Below are 22,865 nucleotides of genomic sequence, written 5' to 3' on the forward strand. Positions count from 1 at the left end.
GTCAGGGTCAGGGTTGGGAGTTGCCGCGCCGCCCCCGGCGGCGCGGCAACTCCCAACCCTGACCCTGACGGAGATCCGCCATGCCCGCCACCCCCTGGTCCGCCCTCGCCTACATCGTCGGCATCGCCGTCGTCGTGATCATCCTTGGCTTCGCCGCGGTCGTCGTCTGGCGACTGATCAGGACGAAAGGCGTCCTGGACGGCCTCATCGCCGAGCCGACCGACGCCGAAGCGGTCAAGGCCATCACCGACGCGCTGAAGGGCGCTAATCCGCCGGCCAGCCCGGCCGAGGTTGCCGCCGCCATCCGGAGCGGCGCGGCCAAGGCCAGCCTCTCACGCTTCCAGTTCCTGATCTTCACCTTCGTGGTCGCGGGGCTCTTCCTGCTGCTGTCGATCGAGGCTGGGGCCTTCGTGGAGGTGCCGCCGACGGTCCTGGGCCTGATCGGCCTCAGCGGCGGCAGCTTCGTGATTTCCAAGGGCATCTCCAACAGCAGCAATTAGCGGCCTCGGGCCTGGGAGACACGCCATGATCCGCTCGCTTCTCGGCGGCGCCGTCCTCGCCGCCGCCCTGGTCGCCGGGCCCTTCTCGCCGGCCGCCGCGCAGAACGCCGCGCCTGACGGCGCTCCGACGGCCGCCTGCCTGTCGCGGTTCAAGCCCGTGGCCCTGCCGGTCCATCGCGGCGACGACGTGGCGAGCCAGCAGATCCTGATCTGCCGCCCAGGCTATGTGCTGTCGTTCAACAAGGTCACCCGCAATCCCGACTGGGTCGTCGAGCGCCTGACGCCGGCGGCGCTGAAGGGCGGCGCCAAGCGGTCCGACAAGTTCCTGACCGACACCGCCGCCCAGGGCTTCAGTCCAACCGCCCAGGACTACAGCGACCCGGCCAACCCGCGCGACCGAGGCCACCAGGCGCCGGCGGCCGACTTCAAGTTCAGTCAGCCCCAGACCAACGACAGCTTCTACATGACCAACATGTCGCCGCAGGTGGGCCCCGGCTTCAACCGCGCCCAGTGGCGGTTCCTGGAAGAAGACGTGCGCGCGGCGGTGCTGTGCGGCGGCCACGAGGACGTGATCGTCATCACGGGCCCGATCTATGGCTCGAGCGGAACCTGGATCGGGCGAAACAAGACCAAGATCCTGTCGCCGGCCGCCTATTTCAAGATTCTCTACGATGTCAGAACCGGTCGGGCCGTGGGCTTCCGGCTGGACAACAAGGCCTACAAGAAGACCCCGACCGACACCTTCATCGCGCCGATCGCGGATCTCGAGGTCGAGACTGGCCTGAACTTCTTCGCCGACCTGTCCCGCCGCGACCAGAACCTGCTGGAGCGGCGCAAGGGCGTCTTCTGGGGCCACGGTCAAGCCTGCGCGAACACGGTGAAGGAGTAGAGGCGGAGGCGGTCGCGGCTCCTCCCGCCACTCTGCCGCCATTCCCTGTCAGCAGGCCCCCTAGCCGCCGGCCGTCCGCGCGCCTAACTTGGGGGCATGCCTCGCAGCCCAAACTCCGGCGTTTCGGACGTCTCCGCGCCCTTCGTCATGGACACCCTTGGGGACACCGTCTCTGACGTTTCAGTCGGCGTCCTGCCCATGCTGTGGACGCCGCACCGACCCGCGCGTCCCGACAAGTCCGAAGGCGGCAAGAAGTTCAAGCTGGTCAGCGACTACCAGCCCGCCGGGGACCAGCCGACGGCCATCGCCGATCTGGTCGAAGGCATCGAGCGCGGCGACCAGGACCAGGTGCTCTTGGGCGTCACCGGCTCGGGCAAGACCTTCACCATGGCTCAGGTGATCGAGCGCACCCAGCGCCCGGCCCTGATCCTGGCCCCGAACAAGACCCTGGCCGCCCAGCTCTACAGCGAGATGAAGTCGTTCTTCCCGGAGAACGCGGTCGAGTACTTCGTCAGCTACTACGACTACTACCAGCCCGAGGCCTACGTGCCCCGGACCGACACCTATATCGAGAAGGACTCCTCGATTAACGAGCAGATCGACCGGATGCGCCACTCGGCCACCCGGGCGATCCTGGAGCGCGACGACGTCATCGTCGTGGCCTCGGTGTCGTGCATCTACGGCATCGGCTCGGTCGAGACCTACACCGCCATGACCTTCACGCTGGAGGTCGGGCAGCGGGTCGACGAGAAGCAGCTGATCGCCGACCTCGTGGCCCAGCAGTACAAGCGCAACGACCAGGCCTTCGAGCGCGGCACGTTCCGCCGCCGGGGCGACACCATCGAGATCTTCCCCGCCCACTACGAGGACCGCGCCTGGCGCGTGACCCTGTTCGGCGACGAGGTCGAGGCCCTGGCCGAGTTCGACACCCTGACCGGCAAGAAGACCGCCGACCTGGAGATGATCAAGGTCTACGCCAACAGCCACCACGTCACCCCGCGCCCCACCCTGCGCCAGGCGATCATCGCCATCCGCCAGGAGCTGAAGGAGCGGCTGGAATGGCTGACCGCCAACGGCAAGCTCTTGGAAGCCCAGCGGCTGGACCAGCGCACGACCTTTGATCTTGAGATGATCGAGACCACCGGCTCGTGCGCCGGCATCGAGAACTACAGCCGCTATCTGTCGGGCCGGAAGCCGGGCGAGCCGCCGCCGACCTTCTTCGAATACATCCCCGACAACGCCCTGCTGTTCACCGACGAGAGCCACCAGACGGTTCCGCAGATCGGCGCCATGTACAAGGGCGACCGCAACCGCAAATGGACCCTGGCCGAGTACGGCTTCCGCCTGCCCTCGGCCCTGGATAACCGCCCCCTCAAGTTCGAGGAGTGGGACGCCATGCGGCCGCAGTCGGTGCATGTCAGCGCCACCCCGGCCGACTGGGAGATGGAGCGGGCCGGCGGCGTCTTCGCCGAGCAGGTCATCCGCCCCACCGGCCTGATCGATCCGCCGGTCGAGGTGCGCCCGGTCTCCAAGGACGGCGCCTCCCAGGTCGACGACGTGGTCGACGAGATCCGCCAGACCATCGCCAAGGGCTACCGCACCCTGGTCACCGTGCTGACCAAGAAGATGGCCGAGGACCTGACCGAGTACCTGAACGAACAGGGCATCCGCGTCCGCTACATGCACAGCGACGTCGATACGCTCGAGCGCATCGAGATCATTCGCGAGCTGCGGATGGGCCATATCGACGTGCTGGTCGGCATCAACCTGCTGCGCGAGGGCCTGGACATCCCCGAGTGCGGCCTGGTCGCCATCCTCGACGCCGACAAGGAAGGCTTCCTGCGCTCGGAGACCTCGCTGATCCAGACGATCGGCCGGGCCGCGCGGAATGTCGACGGCAAGGTCATCCTCTACGCCGACCGGATCACCGGCTCGATGGAGCGGGCCATGGCCGAGACGGCCCGCCGCCGCGAAAAGCAGCACGCCTACAACCTCGAACACGGCATCACGCCCGAGAGCGTCAAGCGCGACATCAAGGACATCCTCAACAGCCCCTACGAGCGGGGCGACCGCGTCTTGGTGCCGATGGGCATGTCCGAGACCGACGACCGCCCGTTCAGCGGCGACAACTTCAAGGCCGCGCTCAAGGACCTGGAGGCCAAGATGCGCGAGGCCGCCGCCAACCTGGAGTTCGAGACCGCCGCCCGCCTGCGCGACGAGATCAAGCGCATGAAGCTGATGGACCTGGAGTTCGCCAACGAGGTCCTGGCCGCCACCGGCGACGAGGTCGACAAGGCCGCGCCCAAGCGCCTGCGCGCCGAGATCCGCGAGGAGAAGGCCGCCGAGTTCCGCAAGAAGCGGCGCTAGGCTTGGCGAGCGACGCGCCCAAGGCCGGCCCCGCGCCGGAGCCCTTCCAGGCGACCGTCGGGCGCAAGGCGCTCGGCGTGGCGCTGGCGTTCGGCCTGACGCTGTTGGGGCTATTCGGGCTGAACGCGGTCCAGACCCTGCTGGACAAGCCGAACGAGGCGGTCGTGGCCACGATCCCGGACGTCCTCCTCCTCTGGCGCGAGGAGGAGCCGTCGGCCTATTTCTGGGCGTTCGTGCTGATCGCCTTCCCGCCGCTGGCCCTGATCCCCGGCGCGTTCGGCGTCAGCCATCGCCAGTTCGTCCCGCTGATGTCCCCACGCAAGCGGTGGGCGATCGTCGCCGTGTCGGCCGCGCTCGTGGCCGCCGGCGTCGGCGTGGGCGGCGTCTTCGGCCGCGCCGAGGTCGCCGTCGCCACGCCGTTCGGCGTCAGCTGGCTGAAGGACGGCAAGCCACAGGAATACTGGTCCTGGGGCGCGGCCACCAGCATCGCCGCCGCCTGCGTGAAGGGCGAGAAGGCGGGCGACTTCGCCCTGAACTACGACGTCGCCTTCCCCTCCGGCCGCGAGGCCAACCTGGCCCGGCCGGAGGACAAGATCGCCGACCTGGTCCCCCGCCTGGCGGTGCTGGACGCGCGCCTACGGGCGGGCGGCGTGCCGCGATTCACCAGCGTCGAGCCGGGGTGCGTCGAGCATGTGGGCCAGCCGCTGCCGCCGGCGGAGCGGGAGACGTTAAGGGAGGTGGTGGGGAGGTAGGCAGTCCTCTTTGCCTCGCCGCCTACTTCCCCCGCCGTCAAACGGCCCTTCTCAAGGTCGGCAAGGACAAAACCACCCCTTGCGCACAAGCAGACGCCGGCACACGATTGAGAAGAATCAATCGGGCGGAGTTTCCATTGTCCCAGTTGCATCTCAATCAAATTAAGGCTCGCATAATGGAGCGGTTTGTACCGCACACTAGCTTGCTGCGTATAAGCACTCCAGAGAGCGACCCTGACCGGTTTCTTTCGAGAGCGCTGGCCGCCCTGAGCATCCAAAAGTACGCCGATATCTCTGAAGAAGATGCTGCGACCTCTGTAGTCGACGATGAGAACGATGGCGGGATAGACGCTATCTATTACTCCCCCCAATCATCCACTCTCTACATATCGCAGTCGAAATGGAAGAACTCGACGAACGGCGGGATTCCGCTGGGCGATGTACTAAAATTCTGCCAAGGAATAAGGGAGCTACTCCAGTCGAATTCTAAATACTTCGGCGGACCTATAAAAGAAAGATGGCCTGCAATTGAGAATGCCCTAGCAGAACTATCTAGAGTAGTTGTCATTCTGGCTTATTCAAGCGAAACGCAGCTGGATCCTCCGCAGGAAGCCGCTTTAAAGGATGTTCTTGACGAATTTAATCAGCCAACAGAAGTTGCAACAAGAAGAACTTTTACTCAAGCCGAAATACATTCCTATCTAGCAAGCGGCGTTGAGGGGGATGAGATCGAGGAAACTCTACGTATATTTCAGTGGGGCCTAATAGAGCAGCCACACGTCGCTTATTACGGCCAAATGGCAGCAGGCGACCTAGTGTCCCTTTTCAACAAGTACAACCAGAGACTATTTTCCTCAAATATTAGACAATTCCTCGGAAAGGGCGGCCCCGCGAATTCCGAGATAATTCACACAGCAACACAAAGGCCAGATATATTTTGGTATTTTAATAATGGCGTGACCATTATATCAAATAAAGTCAAAAAGACTGTGATAGGCGGCGCCAAAAGGGAAGTTGGAGACATCGTCTGCAGCGGACTATCCATTGTTAATGGCGCACAAACGATCGGTTCGCTGTCTCAGATACAGGGAGGAAGCAGCCTCGATTCCGTAATGATACCAGTCCGAGTTATTTCGCTCGAGAATGGCGGCCCAGACCTGGGAATTGAAATAACCAAAGCGACTAACACGCAAAATCGAGTGGACAGCAGAAATTTCGTCGCCCTTAGCACACTTCATCAAAGGATCAGACGGGACCTATTGATGGATGGGGTGACATACGTAATTCAACAAACGGATATCGACGAAAAGGGCCCAAAACTATTCGGCGTCAGCGAAGCGTTTCCCGCGATGGCATGCGCACTAAAAAGTGTTGAGCCTACGGTTATCGCCAAGCGCGAGATTAGCAGATTATGGGAAAATCTATCATCATCACTTCACAATGAAATGTTTCCCGACAATATAGATGCGCAGATAGTTTGGAGAAATGTAGAGATCACCAGAATTGTGGAAGAATCTCTCGAACAATCAAGAACAACTGCCGATACGAGCCGCGAAAAGACCGTATTAGCCCACGGAAATAGACTAGCCTCACACATTACATTCAGGATATCTCAAACCCTGTCACGAAACGAAGATCAAGAAATACGAGAGATAGCGGATAGAGTTTCATTTTTTATGGGAGCCATAGTCGCAGACGACTACCCAAACCAATATCCTGCAGTGATTTTCAAGAATACAGAAATGTGCAAAGAAATATCGGAAAAAGTCTGCTCTCAGGTCTTAGATTCAATCAAATACGATGGAGAGGATGAGGCCTTCGCGAAAAATAAAAACAAACCCTTCGAGATATAGCAGAAGCCAAAACATATAATTTTAGGCTCGGCGCGCCATTTGGCGTCAAGACGTTGGCGCGCCTACCCTTTCTAAATCAACCGTCGCCAGTGCGCGAGTCTCTCCCCACTACGCCGCGACCGCCTCGCCGCCCGGCGCCACGATCTCGTAGCGGTCGTCCACCCAGCGGCCGACCAGGCGGCCGGCGGCGTCGTGGATCCAGACCTCGGCGTCGTTGTCGTGGCAACGCGCCTCGGCCGCCAGGGCGCGGGCGCGGCGTTCGGCCTGGCCGCCGGTGTCGAAGGTCATCACCTCACCCGTCGAGGTGACCTTCACACACCATCCCCCATCGAAGGGGGAGACCACGAAAATGCTCCGCATGGGCTCTCTCCGTTCCAAGGGTTGCTTCGCTTGAGGGTCAAGGAAGCACCTTGAACTTAGGAACCCACCCGCCGGTTCCAAGACCCCTCCCATGAGGGTCCGGCATGACGGCGGAGAAGGTCCGGGCGGGCCTGGCCGCGTCCCGCTGGACGGCCAAGGCCATGCCTGCTGGAGGTCCAGCCCGCTCCCGCCGTCGCCGAGGCCGAAGTTGGTGATCGGGGCCGGCCTCCGCAATCCGCCGGCCAATCTGGGCTTGCTGAACGCCATTCGCCGCGCCGCGCCGGGCCGGGGGCGCGGATCGCCTTCAGCCCCCGGCCCGACGACACGGACGCGGCGGCGCTGCGCTGGGTCGGGCGGGAAGGAACCGCGAGGACGGCCGCTCGTTGCTGCACGGCTCTGGAGACGGCCGGGGCGCAGCGCCCTGGACGAGCCCCATGATCTCGGAGCCCTCGGACACCTACGACGCGATCGTGATCGGCGCCGGCCCCGCCGGCCTGACGGCGGCCACCTATCTGGGCCGCTTTTACCGCAAGGCGCTGGTGCTGGACGGCGGCTCCTCGCGCGCCAGCTGGATTCCCGAGAGCCACAACACCCCCGGCTTCCCGCAAGGGGTCGGCGGCGAGGCGCTGCTGGCGCGCCTGCGCGAACAGGCCGACCGCTACGGCGCCGAACGTCGCGGAGGCCGGGCGCGGAGCCTGGTCCGGGGCGCGGACGGCTTCGTCCTGGCCTTCGAGGGCGAGGACGCCGCCGACCAAGATCTTGGCGCGCCCATCACCGTGCGCGCGCCCTTCGTGCTGCTGGCGACCGGCGTGGTCGATCGACTGCCGGCGCTGGAGGGCGTGGAGGACGCGATCCGCGCCGCGCGGGTGCGGCTCTGCCCGATCTGCGACGCCTACGAGGCGACCGGCCAGCGCATCGCCGTGCTGGGCGACAGCGAGCATGGCGCGCGGGAGGCGGCGTTCCTGACCACCTATTCGCCGGAGGTCACCCTGCTGGACCTGAGGCCCGACGCGCCGACCGAAGGCGACGGCGTGTTCGCGCGGCTTCCCGCGCGGCTGACGGACATCGCGCTGGGCCCGGACGCCGTCACGGTCGCCGCTGGCGACGCGCGGAGGGTCTTCGACTGCCTATACCTGGCGCTGGGCTTCGACAGTCAGCAGGACATCGCCCGACAGGCGGGCGCGGCGCTGGACGAGGACGGCCGCCTGGTCGTCAGCGCGCACCAGCAAACCTCGGTGAACGGGCTCTACGCGGCCGGCGATGTCGTACGCGGCCTCAACCAGATCGCCGTCGCCACGGCCGAGGCCGCGATCGCCGCGACGGACATCCACAATCGCTTGAGGGCGCGGGAGGGGAACAGCACCGCGTCGTCCGCTCAATAGCTGTGTCATCGGGAGTTTTGGCGCGACGATGAGGAGCTCGCGCTCAGTGCGTTACAGCGCCGGTTGCGGCTCGGGCTGGCCGACCGAGCAGATCTCGACCCACACCTGGTGCAGCTCGCTCTGGGTGTCGCGCGCCAGGGCGGCGCGGCCGTTGACGACGATATAGGGCTGGAAATCGGCGCTATCGCCCAGGCGAACCTCGCCGCAGACCGCGACGCGGCCCTGGCGATGCTCGATGTGCTCGTTGCGGAAGCTGACGTTGTCCCAGGTCTCGAGCTGGCGCTTGACGGTCCACTGGGCCCCGCTCAGCTCCATCTGGCGGATGCGCGGCAGGGCCAGGGGCGTCTCGATCTGGGCGGATTTGGCGCTGGGATGGTAGCCGATGGCCATGAACGCCACGAAGGCCAGCAGGATCAGATAGGGCGCGAGCGAGCGGACGAGCGGCGTCCGGAGCGTCGGTCCTTCCGCCATATTTCCAGCCATCGGAAATCTCCGCCTCTCGTCAAGCCAGCCCCTCGGGGGAGAAGGGGCTGCTCACGTAAAACGTCGTTAACACGGACCTATGCCAAGAACCACAGCCGCCTGACCCAAAATTAGTAATATCGAGGCGGCGTCGCACAGCTTTGAGTGTAATTAAAATCACACTCGCCGCGAGAACGAGCACTGGATCATACTATATTTCAGATCGCCGTTATCTGCACGGCGACCTAATGGCGCACGGCACAGCTTGCCGAACGCTGTTCAACGTTTTGAAGCGGCCTTGCCCTTTTCTCGGCGCTCGTTGGCGGCGATCTGGCTGAGGATCAGCAGGGACGAGGAATAGTAGTCCTCGTTCTGGATCATGGCGGGCGAAGCCTTGCCCGTCAGGGTCAGGTCCGCGACGCTGGCCATGCCGACCGGCGCCGCGAACGGGGCGACCTCGCCGGTGCGGACGTCGATCCAGGCCGGGGCGGGCTTGCCGGCGGCGCGGAACGAGGTCCACCAGCGCTTGACCGGATCCAGAGCCGGGTCGCCGCAGCGTCCCGACCAGCACATGTAGAGCGGCACGCGCACGGCGTCGAAGCCGAAGCGCGGCGGACGGTCGGGATCGGTCCACATGGCGCCGGCGGTGTCGACCTTCACCCAGTCGACGGGGAGGTCCGTCGCGCCGAAGCGGGCGTCGCGGATGGCGCGCAGGGCCTGGTCGCGCACCATCGGCCACGGCGACTTGGGCTCGCGCGCGGCGAAGGCGTCCAGCGCGGGCATGATGGCGTAGGACGGGTTGAAGGTCATGCCCTGGGCGTTGACGAAGCCGTCGACGCCGGGAACCAGCAAGGTGCGGGGCCCCTGCTTGACCAGCAGCTTGCTGAGGATCGCGCTGCGGATCTGGGCGCTGGCCTCGAGGTACTCCGGACGCTTCCAGCGCTCGCCGCCGCGCAGCAGGGCCCAGGCGATCAGGAGGTCGCCGTCCAGCGCGTTGTTGGGGTCCGGGGTGTGCAGGTCGCCCGTGGGGATGTAGCGCCACTTGAACAGGCGCGTGTCCGGACGCGACAGGGTCTTGTCGGTCCAGGTCCACAGGGCCTTGAAGGTCGCCGGATCGTCATAGGCCGTGGCCATGACCATGGCGAAGCCCTGCCCTTCGGAGTGGCTGACATTGCCGTTGCCGGTGTCGACCACCCGCCCGTCGGGCTGGAGGAAACGGGTCTTGTAGTCCGCCCAGTTGCTGGGCGTCGGCGCGGCGCAGGCGCTCATGGTCACGGCCTGGAAGCCCAGGACGGCGGCCATCAGCAGCATAACGCCTCGCCTAGAGGCCATAGGAGAATTCCAGGACGTCATCGCTGGCGCCCTCGCGGTGGGTGGCGGTCATTTCCGGACGGCCGCCCTGGCTCTGCATCCAGACGGTGTAGACGCCTTCCAGGAGGGCGGCGAAGGCGCGCCGCCAGTGGCCGCTGGCGTCTTCCAGGTGCTGGCCCGGATAGGCGCGGTGACGGATGGCGATGGCGCTGTCGGCCAGGGCCAGCGAGACATAGCCCCAGTCCATCTCGGCCAGCGCCACGTTCAGCGACGCTTCCAACTCGTCCAGCGTCTTCACCGGCGGCAGGGCGACCGAGCGCGACACCCGCAGACCGATCTGGCGGTAGAAGCCCCACGCCTCCTGGGCGCTGAAGTTCTCGAACAGCTCGTCGGCCATGGCCAGCATGACCGCGCGCCACTGGGCGCTGAACTGGCGGGCGGCCAGGTAGCGCAGGTCGGCGGTGTCGGCGACCTTGGCGGCTTCCGGCGCGGCGGCTCGGGCGGAAAGGCTCTTCAACATCGGTCGTTCCTATTGGCTGGACAGAATCCGCCGCAGATAGAAGCGGAACTTGTATTCGTTGTAGGCCCCGAACGTGTCGAGCGAGGCCTCGCCGCCGGCGGCCGAGCCGCCGCGGAACTTGTACTCGCCCGAGAGCAGGCCGGTCAGGCCGACGCCCGTCTTACTGGCCGAGTCGTAGCGGGCCAGGATCGTATTGTCGGACGCGGCGTAGGACTCGATGGCCTGCTGGGCCGCCGGGCTGTTCGGGAAGATCGGCGAGCTGTCCTCGCTGTACGACTGCACGCCGATGCTGAAGGCGGCCTTGGCCCGCCAGCGCTCCCGCTCCTTGGAGTACGACACAGGCAGGGCGACGCTGACGAACTGCTGCGGGCTGAAATAGCCGCCCTGGCCGAAGCTGAAGAAGCGCAGGTTCTTGTCATAGGCCTGCATATTGGCGTTGAGGCCGATCTGCAGCTGGTCGCCGTTGCTGTCGATGGGACGGAAGTAGGCCCCGGCGTTGATCTCGTAGCCGGTGTTGCTGGTCACGTTGTGACCGATCAGGCGGCGGTAGGCCACGTCGGCATAGGCGCCGGCCGAGCCGAAGTTCGCCGAGGCGCCCAGGCTGGCGCCGCGCCGGACCACGCCGCCCCACTCCACGCCCGTCAGCGGGTCGCGGTCGCCGGAATAGGCCAGGACGCTGTCGGTGATCGGACGCTGCTCGACCGTGGCCCGGACCTGGGCCTCGCCGATGTCGAGGCGCCCTGTCAGGCCGCCCGTGAAGCTCTTGCGCATGAAGCCCAGCGGCGTAATGCCGGCGTCCAGCGAGATCGGACCGGAGTCGTAGAACATCGACACGCCCGCGCCCGCCCGGCTGCTGCTGTCGAGGCTGGGCAGGACGATGGTGTTGCCCGCGACGATGGCCTCGGCGTTGACCAGCGGGTTGGTGCCGATAATGGCGATGGTCGATTGCTTGGGCGCGCCGGCGCTGATGACCACCGGATTGACCGCCAGCCCCAGGCGTCCGATGCCGAACGGCGAGATCGAGGCGGCGATGCGGGTGTTGGCCTCGAACAGTTGGCTCGTGCCCTCCTCACCGGTGCGGGCGCGCAGATTGGCCGCGCCCTCGAACTGCGGCGCCGTGGACTGGCGCAGGGCGGCGATCTCGCGACCGATCTTGGCCGGCAGCGGCGCGTTGGCGGGCAGAGGCGCGTTGGACGCCTTGGCCGCGTAGGCGCGCGGCGGCGTATAGGCCGGCGCGGGCGTCGGCAACGGCGCCAGCGAAGCCGGTCCGGCGGCCGCGTAGGGCGAGGCCGGATAGGCCGGCGACGAATAACTCGGCGTCGCGGCGGCCGCATAGCTCGGCGCGACCGGCGTCGGAAGCGCCGGCGGGTTCGAATTGGCCGGCAGGCTGGCGCCGATCCCCAGGGTCGACGGATCGCTCTGCGGCGAGTTCGAGGGAATGGGCGCGTAGCTGGACGCGGGCGCGTAGCTCTGGGTCGGTGCGTAGCTCTGGGTTGGAGCCGGCGCATAGGACGCATAGGCCTGAGGCTGGGCCGCGGCCGCGCTCGGAAGCTGCGGCAGGGCGAAGGCGGGCGCCGAGGCCGACGCCGCGGGCGCGCCGTAGGTCGGAAGGTCGGCGGCCTGGGCGATCGCGCGGGCGGCGAACGGGTTCGGACCCAAGGCCCCGCCGACGCCGGCGGGCGCGCCGGGCTGCACGCCCTGCCCTCGCGCCAGCAGGATCTGGGCGCGCTCGAACGCCTTCAGGGCCGCGCGTTCGCGTCCCCGAGCCTGCTCCATCTGACCCAGCTGATAGTACAGGTCGGGATTGTTCGGCTGGATCGCGATCGCGCGACGCAGCAGATCGTTGGCGCGATCATGGTCGCCGGTGCGCACGGCCACGCGGGCCGAGCCGGCCAGAGCCTCGTAGTCGTTCGGATTGATCGACAGCAGGGCTTCATAAGTCTGCGCGGCCTGGGGCGCGAGATCGCCGGTGTCGTACAGCCGCGCCAGGGCCGACAGCAGCATCGGATCGCGCGGGGCGACCGTGAAGCCTTGCGACAGGGTGTCGAAGGCGGCGGCGAAGTCGCCGGCCAGGCGCAGGCGGTCGGCGCGGCGGGCGCTGTAGAGCGCCGCCAGGCTGCGATACTCGCTCTGGGGCTGCTGCTGAGCGGCGGCGTTCAGCAGATTGATGGCGGCGGCGTCCTGGCCGGTCTGGGCCAGCACCGCCAGGAAGCCCGAGGCTTCGGACGGCTTGAAGCTGGCCGGCGGCTGACGCGCGGCTTCCAGCGCCAGTGCAGTCGATTGGTAGCTGTCGCCCAGGTCCAGCAGGGTCTCGGCGATGCGGCCGCGCACGCCAAAGCCCGGCGAGGTGCGGCTGAGCAGGCCGCGGAGCAGGCTGACGCCATCGACGGGACGGCCCTGGGCGCCCCAGCGCTTGGCCTGCTCGATGGTGCTCAGCGCGTCGACGCGGGCGATCAGGTCCTTGACCGCGCGAGTGCGGCTGGCCTCGGGCACGCGGCGCAGCAGGCCCATGGCCTCGTCGTTGCGGCCGCGCGATTCCGAGTACAGCGCGGCGGCCTGCAGGGCCTCCGGGTCGCTGGACTGGTACAGCGGGGCCATCAGCGACTGGGCCTCGGCCTCCTGCCCCTGATCGGCCAGGAACTTGGCGTAGTCGTAGCGCGACCACGGATTGTTCGGATTGGCGGTCAGGGCGGCCGACAGGGCCGCGCCGGCGCCGAAGGTGTCGCCACGCTTCTGCAGTTCGGTGGCGCGCGCGCGCTCGATGGCGGCGCGGGTCTGGCCGGCGGTCGGGCCGGTCAGGGTCGCGGCGATCTGGCTGGCCTCGTCATAGCGGGCCTGATCGGCCAAGGCCTGGGCGAGACCGGCGATGACCTCCGGACGCTGCGGCGCCGTCGCCAGGGCCGCGCGGAAGGCGGTCTCGGCGTCGGCGGGACGCCCCAGGGCGGCCAGCGACTGGCCCCACAGGACTTGAGCCTCGATACGGTCGGGGTTCTGGCCGTTGGCCAGCGGACGGGCGTCCTGCTCGGCCTGGGCGTAGCGACCGCCTTCATAGGCGGCGCGGGCCCGCGACAGGGCCGAGAAGAACTGGGCCGAGCGCAGGGCCTCGCCCCATCGCTGGTCGCCCGACGCGCCGCCGCTGGCGCGCTTGAGCAGCGTCTCGGCGTCGGCGAACCGGCCTTGCTGCAGGCGGATGATCCCAAGGCCCCCGGCGGCGTCCAGATCGCTGGAGCGCTCGCGCAGGGCCTGGTTGAACAGGCGCTCGGCGGCGGCGAGATCCTTGCGCTCCAGCGCCTCGAAGCCCGAGGCGCGCGACGCGCCGCTGGGATCGATCGGCGGCGAAGGCTTGGTCTCGGTCTTGCCCTGGCGGGGATCGACCACCGCCGTGTCCTGGCTGTTGGCGACGGAGCTGGCGAAGCGCGTCTTCAGCGCCTTGTCCAGCGCCACGACCCGCGGGTCGGACGGGCTGGTGACTCCGCGCAGTTGCCGCAGCCAGCGATCGCCGGCCCCAACATCGCCATCCTCGATGGCGTACGACGCCAGGCGCTGCAGAACCCGCGGATTGTTCGGGCTTTCGCGCAGAGCCCGTTGCAGGGCCTGCAGGCTGAGATCCTTGCGGCCGCGCTTGCGCTGGCTGGCCGCCTGGTTCAGCAGCGCCTCCACCACCCCGCCCTGGCTCGCGCCTTGAGCGGGCGCGGGCGCGGTCAGCTCCGGCTTCAGCGTCTTCGCCCCAGGAACCAGGGGCCGGGCCGCGGGCTTGTCACTGGGCAGGCGGGGTTGGACCTGGGCGATGGCCGTCGAGGCCAACAGGCTCGACGCCAGCGAGATAAAGGCGATCTTCCTCATCGCGGGTCCACTTCCCTGTCGGACAGGCGCTTACGTTCAAGGGCGCGGAGCACGACCCAGAAGCCCAACCCGATCACCAGCGAGGCGCCGATCACGGCCAGGGCCAGCAGCAGCGGGTTGCGGCTGCACCACCACATGACCGCCACCCACCACGGCAGGTGACCAGACCAGAAGCCCGGCGACACCTGGAAGCTATTGAAGCTCTTGTCGGTGGCGATGGCTAGATCGCCCTGCATCGCCGCGTTGGCTTCCGGCTTGTCCATCGAATTGACGATCTCGGGCAGCCGCGCCGGGTTCGCCGAAAGCACGGCGACGACCACGCGGCTCTTGTCGAACGGCGAGCGCCAGCTGGTCACGCCGGAGAAGTCGCCGTTCGTCACCAGGGCCGCGTCGGCGGCGACCGGATCGCGCTGGTCGACGTTGGAGCCGAACCGCGAGAACAGGCGCGTGATCGGTGAGGTCGAGGCGACGCGCAGTTGGCTGCCTTCCACGCGCACCGGGGCGCTCTGGAACAGCTCGGAGGCTTGCGAGGCCAGCGACAGCGGGCCGACCACCAGGACGTCGCGTCCCCGCAGCGTGGGAGACTCGCCCGGACGGGCGATCGTGACGCCGACGGCGGGCGCGCCGGTGGAATCGCCGATGCGGCCGATCAGGGTGAACAGCGCCTGCAGGGTGTCCGGCGAGGGCTGTTGCGGGATCAGCACCAGCGTCTCCGACAGGTCGGCGACGCGGCTGAACGGGAAGCCGGAGCTGGCGAAGAAGGCGAGGTCCGGCATGCGCGAGAAGTGGTGCGCGCCGGTCAGGTCCAGCGTCGAGTCGGCGTCGATGCCGACGCGGATGCCGACGGGCAGGATGCCTTCGCAGGCGCCCTTCTTCTTGCTGTGCAGGTCATAATAGAACTGCAGCTGGTTCTGGCCGAAGATGTTGTAGCCGGGGATATCCACCGAAGCCGAGTGCTGGATGGCCGAGACGCCGATGGCGTCGCGGATCTTGGCGGCGGTGCGTTCCGGACGCAGCGGGATCGAGCGGATGTACTTGTCGTTGGCCAGCACATCCAGGCGCGACATCGTGTAGTCCAGCCAAGGACCGGCCGGATAGCGATAGCCGAAGGTCAGCTTGGCGCCCGGGCGGGGCCAGAAGAACAGGTCCGGGGCGGTGCGGAACTCAGCCGTCAGCAGGCCCGGACGCAGGCCCGCGCCTTCCAGATACGACTGGCCGACCAGGTCGCCCAGGCGCACGGGGTGGCGGGTGTCGACCCATCGCGGCGCGTCATAGGGCTGGCGCCGCGCGATCGGCTGGGGCGTAACCTGGGCGCTCTGACCCGACAGGCTCTTGGGCGACGAGGCCAGCACCCGCGCGGCCGCCAGCACGTCCTCGTCCGAGCCGCCGGAGACCACCAGCAGGGAGGCGTAGGGATTACGCGGGTTGCGGACGATGCTGATCATCGGCCCGGAGGCCTGGGGGACGACCCAGCCGCCGATCTGGCTGCCGCCGCGCGCCAGGACGACGGCATTGCCGTCCGGCAGGTCGTTGAACAGCACCGGGAAGGCGAAGCCATGGAAGCTGGCGGTCATGCCGAAATACGAGGCCGTGGCCGCGCCCGCGGCGATCAGCTCGTTGGACGGCGCGCCGGCGAACACGAACGGCAGCTTGAGCTGACGACCTTCCGTGGAGTCGAAGAACGGACCCGGCAGCCGCGAAAGCGAGTCGCCCACCGACAGCTGCTGCAAGGTCAGGGTCAGGCGGCTGCGGGTGTTGCTGATATTGGCCCACAGCGTCGAGTGCAGCGGGTCTTCGCAGCTGCGCGTATAGTGGCTGATGAAGCGAAAGCCGAGGCGGTTTTCGTTGGTGAACAGGCCCGGATCGATCGGCAGGGTCACGACCACGCCGCCGGCGCCGTCGGGCGTCAGGGGCACGGTGCCGATCACCTCGTCGTTCATCAGCACGGTCAGGTGGCTGAGATCGGCCAGCAGGGTCGGCGAATAGGCGAAGTTCAGGGTCAGCTGGGCGCTGGTGACCACTTCGTCCTGACGCAGATTGACCGGAATGCCGGCCTCGCCGGCCGAGCCGATCAGGCGCAGCGGCCGGTTAACCTTAAGATCCTCGAGCGTCATCGACAGGGTGCGGACCCCGCCAGGAACGATCGCCTTGGCCGGCGCGGCGGCGGTCGCGCCGGACGCGGCGGCGGCGGGACGGGCCGCGGCGCGCGCGGCCTGGGCATGACCCTCGCTGGGGCTCAGCAGGCCAAGACCCAGCCCCAGGGCGAGCAGAACGGCGGCGGTCGTGGCGCCCGTGCGATTGTAGGCCGCCGACGCCCGCGGCGTGTCGCGATGGCGCCACCAGAATATGATCGAGAAGGACGCGCGCATCAGGTCGGTGAAAGACTGCCAGGCCGACCAGGACACGTGATCGTCGATCAGCGGCCAGGCGTCGGCGCGGCCCATCACGACTCGCACCAGTTGCCGCCGCGACTCCAGCGTCATTTCCGTGAACATGAACCTCAGCCCGCCCTTCCCGCTTCCCAACATCTTGACCGGGAACCCAAACGTCTTCTCGGCCGCGAACACCTCCACGTGGGTCACGGTCCGTCCCTCGATAACCTCGTCGTCCGGCGCCGGAACCGCCATGCCGCCCATCGAGATGTTCGTCGTCTCGGTCGACAGGACGTGGCCGTCGTCGAAATAGAGCCGCGTGGGCAGAACGACGCCCAGGTGCTCGTGCTTGCGGACCTGCCGGGTCTCGCGTCCCACCGCGATGGCGGTGATCAGGATCAACAGGCTGAAAGCCGACCAGAACACGTTCAGCATGATCGTGCCCAGCTGCACATCGAAATACTGCGGCAGCAGCAGCTTGGCGATCCCCGAGCCAATCCCGCCGAACAGCAGGCCGGTGGTGATCAGCAGGGGCAGCAGGACCTTGAAGTCGAAATAGCCTTCCTCCAGCAGCCCGCCCTTGTCGGTGACGTTGAACTTGCCCTTCTTGGGATCGAGCAACGGCAGGATCGTCGGGCCCACCAGGTGGAACGAGATCAGCGACTCGTAGACCTCGCCCCAGAAGGCGCGACGGTATTTGCCCTGGATGCGCTCGTTGACCAGCACCGACAGCAGCAGGTGCGGAATCGCGTAGGTGACGATCGTCCAGGCGGCCGCGGCGATGATGTTCTGTTCGAAGATCAGATAGGCCAGCGGCGAGGTCAGGAACACGATGCGCGGCAGCGGAAACTGGAAGTGCAGCATCGCGTTCAGGTAACAGAGGCGCTGACCGATGCTCAGGCCCGGCCCGAACAACGGATTGTCGATCCGGAAGATCTGGGTCATGCCGCGCGCCCAGCGAGCCCGCTGGCCGATGTGCAGCGCCAGGCGCTCGGTGGCCAGGCCCGCGGACAGGCGCGTGTTCAGATAGGCCGTGTTCCAGCCCATGCGCTGGAGCTTGAGCGCGGTGTGGGCGTCCTCGGTGACGGTCTCGCCGGCGAAGCCGTTGGTCTGCTCCAGCGCCTCGCGACGGATGACCGCGCACGAGCCGCAGAAGAAGGTGGCGTTCCAGAAGTCGTTGCCCTTCTGAACGACGCCGTAGAACAGGTCGCCCTCGCCCGGGATGTCCTTCACGGCGCGGATGTTCCGCTGCACCGGATCGGGCGAATAGAAGTAGTGCGGCGTCTGCATCAGGGCCAGCTTGGGGTCGGCCTGGAACCAGCCGACGGTCAGCTGCAGAAAGGCGCGCGTCGCCACGTGGTCGGCGTCGAAGATGCAGAGCAGCTCGCCCGTGGTCTGCGGGATGGCGTTGTTGAGATTGCCCGCCTTGGCGTGCTTGTTGTCGGTGCGCGTGATGTAGCCGCAGCCGGCCTTGCGCGCGAACTCCTCGAACTCTGGCCGACGACCGTCGTCCAGGATGTAGACCTTGAAGCGATCGGCCGGATAGTCCTGGTCCATGGCCGCGAACACGGTGTCCTGCACCAGCTCGAGGCTTTCGTTGTAGGTCGGGATGTAGATGTCGACGGTCGGCCAGGTCTCGGGCGGCCCCGTGATCTCGCGCACCTTGCGGTCCAGCGGCCAGATGCACTGGAGGTAGCCGAGCACCAGGATCAGCCAGGCATAGAGCTCGGCCAAATAAAGGCCCATCCCCAGGCCGGCGGCCAGGGGATTGTCGAAGTGCAGGGTCTGGGTGGTCCGCCACCAGATGTAGCGTGTCGACAGGGCCGTTGAGACCACGACCAGGCCGACAGTCATCTTCCGGCTGTCGCTGAGCTGGCCGATGGCGGCGGAGATGGCGAATACGCCGAGGCCGAAGATCAGCTGACCATTGCTGTCCAGCGGGACGACGACGGCCAGCACGACGATCAGCGCCGCCAAGGCGAAGATCGCATAGCGCGCCGGCGCGGACGCCACGACGCGACCGAACAGGCCCTCGCCGAGGCCCGATGCCCCCTTGATGTTCATGGTCAGTGCGACCCCGGAGCTGTCAATCGATCGAGCCGGCCGGCGATCGTGTCGATATCGAGCGCGGCCACGCTGCCCGGCGCGACGCCGACCACGGGCTCGCCGCGGGCGGCCGACTCGGCCAGGGCCTCGTCGTAGTGGACAACGCCGATGAAGCGCTCGGGCGCGTGGGTGGCGATGAAGTCGGCGATGTCACGGCTGAGACGACGGCGCGGATCGACTTGGTTCAGGATGCCGAAGGTGTCGGGACGCTCAGAGATCGGGCGCAGCATCAGGCCGTCGCGATAGGTCGGCACCAGGGCCATCGAGCCGGCGTCGGCCAGCAGGACGATCAGCTTCAGGTCAGCCAGCGCCTCAAGACGCTCCTGCATGCGGCCTTCGCCCGGCGTGGTGTCGGCGATGACGATCTCGTCCGGGGAACGGGCCAGACCCGCCAGGGCCTGCGACAGGGCCTCCTCGACCAGAAGGTCCTTCATGCGAAGGCGCTCGGCGGTGGTGGCCTCGCCATAGGGCGCGACACGGACGCCATCGACGCCGCTGACCAGGGCGGCCGACCACGGCAGGCCGCGCGCGGTGCAGCGCGCGACGCCTAGATCACCCTCGTGGTGCGGGGCGAGCAGGAAGCGCAAGGCGTTCTGGGAATCGAAATCGACGGCGGTGACCTGACGCCCCCGGCGGCGCAAGGCCACGGCCAGGTTGGCGACAAGCGTCGTCTTTCCCACGCCTCCCTTGGGCGACGACACAACAACAAGAACCATTTAGAGCGCCTTCCGACCAATCCGCTCGAAGATCTCCGAAAGGGCCTGGGGCGCGGCTTCGACCGTCTTGGCCGAGCCATAGCGGCTGAACGCGGCGCCCTTGGGAAGATCGGCTTCGGCGCCGCGCGCGCGGCCATCGACCTGCAGGCGATCGAACAGCGAGCCGTTCGTCGGCGGTTCGGCCGCGAAGCCGGAAGCGGCCGTCGGCGGCGCGACGGGCGCAACTTCGATTGGAGCGGCGGGAGCTTGAGCGACGGGAGCTGGGGCCATTGGAGCCGGGGCCATCGAAGCCGACGCCGACGTGTCCGGACGAGACAGTTCGCTCTTCGCCCGCGCCATCTTCTCCAGAACCGGCCAAGCCTGTTCCGAGGCGCGCGGCGCGTCGAACTGCCTGTAGTTCACAGTGGACTTCAACTTATCCATGAGGGCGCTAACGTCGCTCACCGGCCAACTTCCTCGTTCCAATTCGAGCAGTAACTGCTCGATTAGAGATGAATTCGAAACTTCAGATCCAAGCCGACAACTTCAAAGCATAAACCTTGAAACTGTTTCCCTGCGCGCTTCCGCCCAAATGGGTTGCTGAAACCTTACAGCATTCGACAACCCAAGACCGCGTCGAAAAAGTACAGTTGCAACCTATAGTTTATTATTATTAATCTATCGTTTACTCGCCGAGCTCTCGAAGAGAATTTTATAAGCACAACCCAGCAAGGTAAACGCTTGTACACTATCGCAGTCGCTTGGGGTCAAGGGTTCCAATCTGTTAGATGACAACTGACAACCCAAAACGGGTAAACCCAAAGACAACTCCAGAATGAAATACCACCTAGAAGCGCACTTCATTTCAGAGAGTTTATTGGACCTACCAGCACTACTCCTGATTTAGTTACCGACCAACATTGAACGTTGGTCAGCAGCCGATAAGGGCTGATATAGGCCTAGTCGCGCGAACAGCCCAGGCGCAGCTCGCGCGCTCTATTGTCGCATGCTCGACTTTTGAAATGGGTCGCGAGGGCTACCGCAACGCCAATCGCCATAAGGCTTTGCGCGGTTCGCGATCGTCCGGCCGTCGATGGTCGGCGGCGCGGAGCGCGGCGTCGATTGTCGGCTAGGTTTTTGACTTAAAGCATTTTTACCATGTTGCTTTAGGCTCGAACGGCGGCGCCGCGGAGCTTGAACCCGCTTCAAGAGCAATCAAAAGATAACTGCGCCCCGGATGGAGACGCGCCGCGCCTGAAGACTAGATAATTCCGATCAGCGCATCGAAGCCGGAAACGTCGTTCAGCGCCACCGCCGCGCCAACCTGGTGCACGGCCAGCGTATCGGCGAAAACATAGAAGTCGTCGCCGACCTGCGCGCCGACATAGATCAGGGTCGCCTTGGCGGCGAAGGCGGCGTTGGCGGCCGCCAGGGCGCTGTCGAACGTGGCCGCGCTGGCCACCAGCTGGTAGTTGGCGATCGTGGCGGCCGCCAGTCCCTGGAAATCCAGGGCGTCCTCGCCGTCGAAATCCAGGATGTGGTCCGGCGCCGAGGGCAGCGAGTCCGAGGCGGCGAAGACAAAGACGTCCGCGCCAGGCCCGCCGCTGAGGGTGTCCTGGCCGGCGCCGCCGGTCAGGGTGTCGTCGCCCGAACCGCCCTTGAGCGTATCGTTGCCCAGACCGCCGTTCAGGACGTCCGCGCCGGTCCCGCCGTCGAGGATGTCAGCGCCCCGGCCGCCCGTCAGGGTGTCATTGCCCGAGCCGCCGGTCAGGGTGTCGTCGCCCGAACCACCGTCCAGGATGTCGGCGCCGGCGCCGCCGATCAGGATGTCCGCGCCCGAACCGCCCTGAAGCGTGTCGGCGCCCGCCCCGCCATCCAGGTTGTCGTCGCCATCGCCGCCGAACAGAGTGTCGTTTCCGTCGCCGCCTTCGATGATGTCATCACCGCCCGCGCCGTCCAGGGTGTCGGCGCCGACGCCGCCCGCCAGATGGTCATTGGCGTCGCCGCCGGTCAGGAAATCGTCGCCCGTCCCGCCGAACGCCGCGATGGCGTGGCCTGCCTGCGTCGTCGTCGGCTCGAAGAAATCGGCGCCCGCGCCGCCAATGAACAGGTGGGAGCCGTCTGAGAACTTGATCCGGTCCGCCGTCGCCGCCGCGGGCAGGCCAAAGTTCACCCCGGCCTGCGGGAAGATCACGGTGCGCGCGCCCAAGGTCAGTTGGTACGAGCCATAACCGTTCGATTGCGGGAAGAAGTTGATCTCGACATCCGTCGCCGAGCCCGACGTGAAGACCAGGGTGTCGAAGGTCAGGATGTTGAAGCGCTTTGCTTCGGCGGGGGTGATCTTGGAGAAGGTGTAGGTCGCCATGGTCTGCCTCCGCGCCGCGAGAACTTTAGCGGTCACCGGTCGATAGAGCCTGACGGCCTAGTCGTCGAGCCCTTGGTCCGGCCAATTTGTCGCAGGGGAGTATTCGTTCGCGGAATAGGGCGTGAAACGTCCCCAATCCGGGTAATTCGGACGCTCGCCAGCCGGTGGCCGCCGTCCTGAGGCCGGCTCGGCGGATCTCGGCGCGAACGCCGAGACCCGCCTTGCACGGATCTGAAAGGCCGTCGGGTCCGGATTGCGCCGGACCCGCCGCGCTTAGAAGCTGGCCTTCACGCCGAGGTACATGTAGCGGCCGCGGTTATCGTAGATGCCGCTGCCTTCGCCCGAACCCGTCAGCTGGTACGGGGGCAGGCGATCGAAGACATTCTCCATGCCGCCATAGACCGTGTAGTTACGGCTGATCGCATATTCAGCGGTCAGGTCATGATACATGACCGCCGGATAGTAGTTGATCGTGGCGAAGTCGGCGTTCTGGGGCGGACGACCGCCGACCGACTTGATGTTCTCGATCACGTCCACCGACATCTTGCCGATGTAGCGGCCTTGATAGCCGATGCTCAGCTTGTCCTTGCGCCATTGGGCCGAGATGTTGAAGGCCCAGCGCGGATCGCCCAGTTCGTACAGGATCTGGTCCGGACGGTTCGGCTCGTCGATGAACGGGTAGTTGTCGCGCTGAACCACGTAGGTCAGCGTGCCGCGCAGGTTCACCGTGCCGCTGTCTTCCGGCAGGTTGAAGCGATAGTTCACGTCACTGTCGATGCCGCGCGCGCGACGCTTGGCGAAGTTCAGCGAGGTGTCCTGCAGGCTGCCTTGCACGAAGAACTTCGTGGTCGGGTCCCGCTGGAACAGGCCGCAGAAGGCGTTGTTCAGGCTGGCGGCGTCATAGCAATTGTTCAGAACCTGCTGCGGCGCGACCGACGAGATCACGTTGCTCAGCTTGATGTCGTAGTAGTCGACCGAGACGGTCAGCCCCGAGAGGAAGCTCGGCTGCAAGACGGCGCCGATCGTCCAAGACTTGGCGGTCTCTTCGCCCAGGTTCGGGTTGCCGGCGCTGGTGATCTCAGTGGTCG

16 protein-coding genes are annotated in these 22,865 nt (G+C 66.5%); 6 read left to right on the forward strand and 10 right to left on the reverse strand.

The window, feature by feature from the left end:
- Positions 1-80: 80 nt before the first annotated feature.
- The 5 genes from AX690_RS13030 (at position 81) to AX690_RS22345 (ending at position 6,361) form a co-directional block, all read left to right on the forward strand.
- Complete coding sequence (locus AX690_RS13030) at positions 81-500, forward strand: hypothetical protein (RefSeq protein WP_066686824.1); 420 nt, start codon at positions 81-83, stop codon at positions 498-500.
- A 25-nt stretch (positions 501-525) separates the two neighbouring features.
- On the forward strand, positions 526-1,389 hold the full coding sequence (locus AX690_RS13035; protein WP_066686821.1) for a DNA/RNA non-specific endonuclease: 864 nt from the start codon (positions 526-528) through the stop codon (positions 1,387-1,389).
- A gap of 96 nt (positions 1,390-1,485) precedes the next feature.
- On the forward strand, positions 1,486-3,756 hold the full coding sequence (gene uvrB / locus AX690_RS13040; protein ID WP_066686816.1) for an excinuclease ABC subunit UvrB: 2,271 nt from the start codon (positions 1,486-1,488) through the stop codon (positions 3,754-3,756).
- Positions 3,757-3,758: 2 nt separating this feature from the next.
- The gene (locus tag AX690_RS13045) at positions 3,759-4,508 is read left to right on the forward strand and encodes a hypothetical protein (protein WP_066686814.1); all 750 of its coding nucleotides are present in this window, start codon (positions 3,759-3,761) and stop codon (positions 4,506-4,508) included.
- 137 nt (positions 4,509-4,645) lie between these two features.
- Positions 4,646-6,361, forward strand: a complete 1,716-nt coding sequence (locus AX690_RS22345) for an AIPR family protein (protein WP_082769644.1) — start codon at positions 4,646-4,648, stop codon at positions 6,359-6,361.
- A 108-nt stretch (positions 6,362-6,469) separates the two neighbouring features.
- Here AX690_RS22345 and AX690_RS13050 read toward each other — a convergent pair whose 3' ends face one another.
- Entirely contained in the window at positions 6,470-6,721 is a 252-nt protein-coding gene (locus AX690_RS13050; protein WP_066686812.1) for a DUF2188 domain-containing protein, read from the reverse strand.
- Between the two features lie 434 nt (positions 6,722-7,155).
- On the opposite strand from AX690_RS13050, the gene AX690_RS13055 reads away from it, so the two are divergent.
- The gene (locus AX690_RS13055) at positions 7,156-8,103 is read left to right on the forward strand and encodes an NAD(P)/FAD-dependent oxidoreductase (protein ID WP_066686806.1); all 948 of its coding nucleotides are present in this window, start codon (positions 7,156-7,158) and stop codon (positions 8,101-8,103) included.
- A gap of 51 nt (positions 8,104-8,154) precedes the next feature.
- Here the strand turns inward: AX690_RS13055 and AX690_RS13060 are convergent, their stop codons facing one another.
- From AX690_RS13060 to AX690_RS13100, 9 genes are all read right to left on the reverse strand, one after another.
- Entirely contained in the window at positions 8,155-8,586 is a 432-nt protein-coding gene (locus AX690_RS13060) for a hypothetical protein (protein ID WP_156449663.1), read from the reverse strand.
- A gap of 258 nt (positions 8,587-8,844) precedes the next feature.
- Positions 8,845-9,876, reverse strand: coding sequence for a glycosyl hydrolase family 8 (locus AX690_RS13065; RefSeq protein WP_066686801.1), 1,032 nt, complete (start codon positions 9,874-9,876; stop codon positions 8,845-8,847).
- 10 nt (positions 9,877-9,886) lie between these two features.
- Positions 9,887-10,396, reverse strand: a complete 510-nt coding sequence (gene bcsD, locus AX690_RS13070) for a cellulose biosynthesis protein BcsD (protein WP_066686798.1) — start codon at positions 10,394-10,396, stop codon at positions 9,887-9,889.
- Positions 10,397-10,405: 9 nt separating this feature from the next.
- Positions 10,406-14,239 (reverse strand): cellulose synthase subunit BcsC-related outer membrane protein, encoded by a 3,834-nt coding sequence (locus AX690_RS13075; RefSeq protein WP_066686797.1) that lies wholly within the window; start codon positions 14,237-14,239, stop codon positions 10,406-10,408.
- A complete protein-coding gene (gene bcsA, locus AX690_RS13080; protein WP_082769646.1) occupies positions 14,236-18,675 on the reverse strand; it encodes a UDP-forming cellulose synthase catalytic subunit in 4,440 nt (1,479 codons plus the stop codon). The genes AX690_RS13075 and bcsA overlap by 4 nt, the downstream gene beginning before the upstream one ends.
- Before the next feature lie 2 nt (positions 18,676-18,677).
- Positions 18,678-19,433, reverse strand: a complete 756-nt coding sequence (gene bcsQ, locus AX690_RS13085) for a cellulose biosynthesis protein BcsQ (RefSeq protein WP_066686795.1) — start codon at positions 19,431-19,433, stop codon at positions 18,678-18,680.
- Entirely contained in the window at positions 19,434-19,856 is a 423-nt protein-coding gene (locus AX690_RS13090; RefSeq protein ID WP_066686793.1) for a hypothetical protein, read from the reverse strand. It lies immediately after the preceding gene.
- A gap of 817 nt (positions 19,857-20,673) precedes the next feature.
- On the reverse strand, positions 20,674-21,777 hold the full coding sequence (locus AX690_RS23935; RefSeq protein WP_066686791.1) for a calcium-binding protein: 1,104 nt from the start codon (positions 21,775-21,777) through the stop codon (positions 20,674-20,676).
- Between the two features lie 273 nt (positions 21,778-22,050).
- On the reverse strand, positions 22,051-22,865 hold an 815-nt coding region (locus AX690_RS13100), incomplete at its 5' end, for a TonB-dependent receptor domain-containing protein (protein ID WP_156449664.1).

Source organism: Caulobacter sp. CCH9-E1 (assembly GCF_001556515.1).
Classification (GTDB): Bacteria; Pseudomonadota; Alphaproteobacteria; order Caulobacterales; family Caulobacteraceae; genus Caulobacter.

What these genes read in the sequence shown, in the direction of transcription:
- AX690_RS13030 (WP_066686824.1), top strand. Translation starts at nt 81, where the DNA reads ATGCCCGCCACCCCCTGGTCCGCCCTCGCCTACATCGTCGGCATCGCC.
- AX690_RS13035 (WP_066686821.1), top strand. Translation starts at nt 526, where the DNA reads ATGATCCGCTCGCTTCTCGGCGGCGCCGTCCTCGCCGCCGCCCTGGTC.
- uvrB (WP_066686816.1), top strand. Translation starts at nt 1,486, where the DNA reads ATGCCTCGCAGCCCAAACTCCGGCGTTTCGGACGTCTCCGCGCCCTTC.
- AX690_RS13050 (WP_066686812.1), bottom strand. Translation starts at nt 6,721, where the DNA reads ATGCGGAGCATTTTCGTGGTCTCCCCCTTCGATGGGGGATGGTGTGTG.
- AX690_RS13055 (WP_066686806.1), top strand. Translation starts at nt 7,156, where the DNA reads ATGATCTCGGAGCCCTCGGACACCTACGACGCGATCGTGATCGGCGCC.
- AX690_RS13060 (WP_156449663.1), bottom strand. Translation starts at nt 8,586, where the DNA reads ATGGCTGGAAATATGGCGGAAGGACCGACGCTCCGGACGCCGCTCGTC.
- AX690_RS13065 (WP_066686801.1), bottom strand. Translation starts at nt 9,876, where the DNA reads ATGCTGCTGATGGCCGCCGTCCTGGGCTTCCAGGCCGTGACCATGAGC.
- bcsD (WP_066686798.1), bottom strand. Translation starts at nt 10,396, where the DNA reads ATGTTGAAGAGCCTTTCCGCCCGAGCCGCCGCGCCGGAAGCCGCCAAG.
- AX690_RS13075 (WP_066686797.1), bottom strand. Translation starts at nt 14,239, where the DNA reads ATGAGGAAGATCGCCTTTATCTCGCTGGCGTCGAGCCTGTTGGCCTCG.
- bcsA (WP_082769646.1), bottom strand. Translation starts at nt 18,675, where the DNA reads ATGAACATCAAGGGGGCATCGGGCCTCGGCGAGGGCCTGTTCGGTCGC.
- bcsQ (WP_066686795.1), bottom strand. Translation starts at nt 19,433, where the DNA reads ATGGTTCTTGTTGTTGTGTCGTCGCCCAAGGGAGGCGTGGGAAAGACG.
- AX690_RS13090 (WP_066686793.1), bottom strand. Translation starts at nt 19,856, where the DNA reads ATGGATAAGTTGAAGTCCACTGTGAACTACAGGCAGTTCGACGCGCCG.
- AX690_RS23935 (WP_066686791.1), bottom strand. Translation starts at nt 21,777, where the DNA reads ATGGCGACCTACACCTTCTCCAAGATCACCCCCGCCGAAGCAAAGCGC.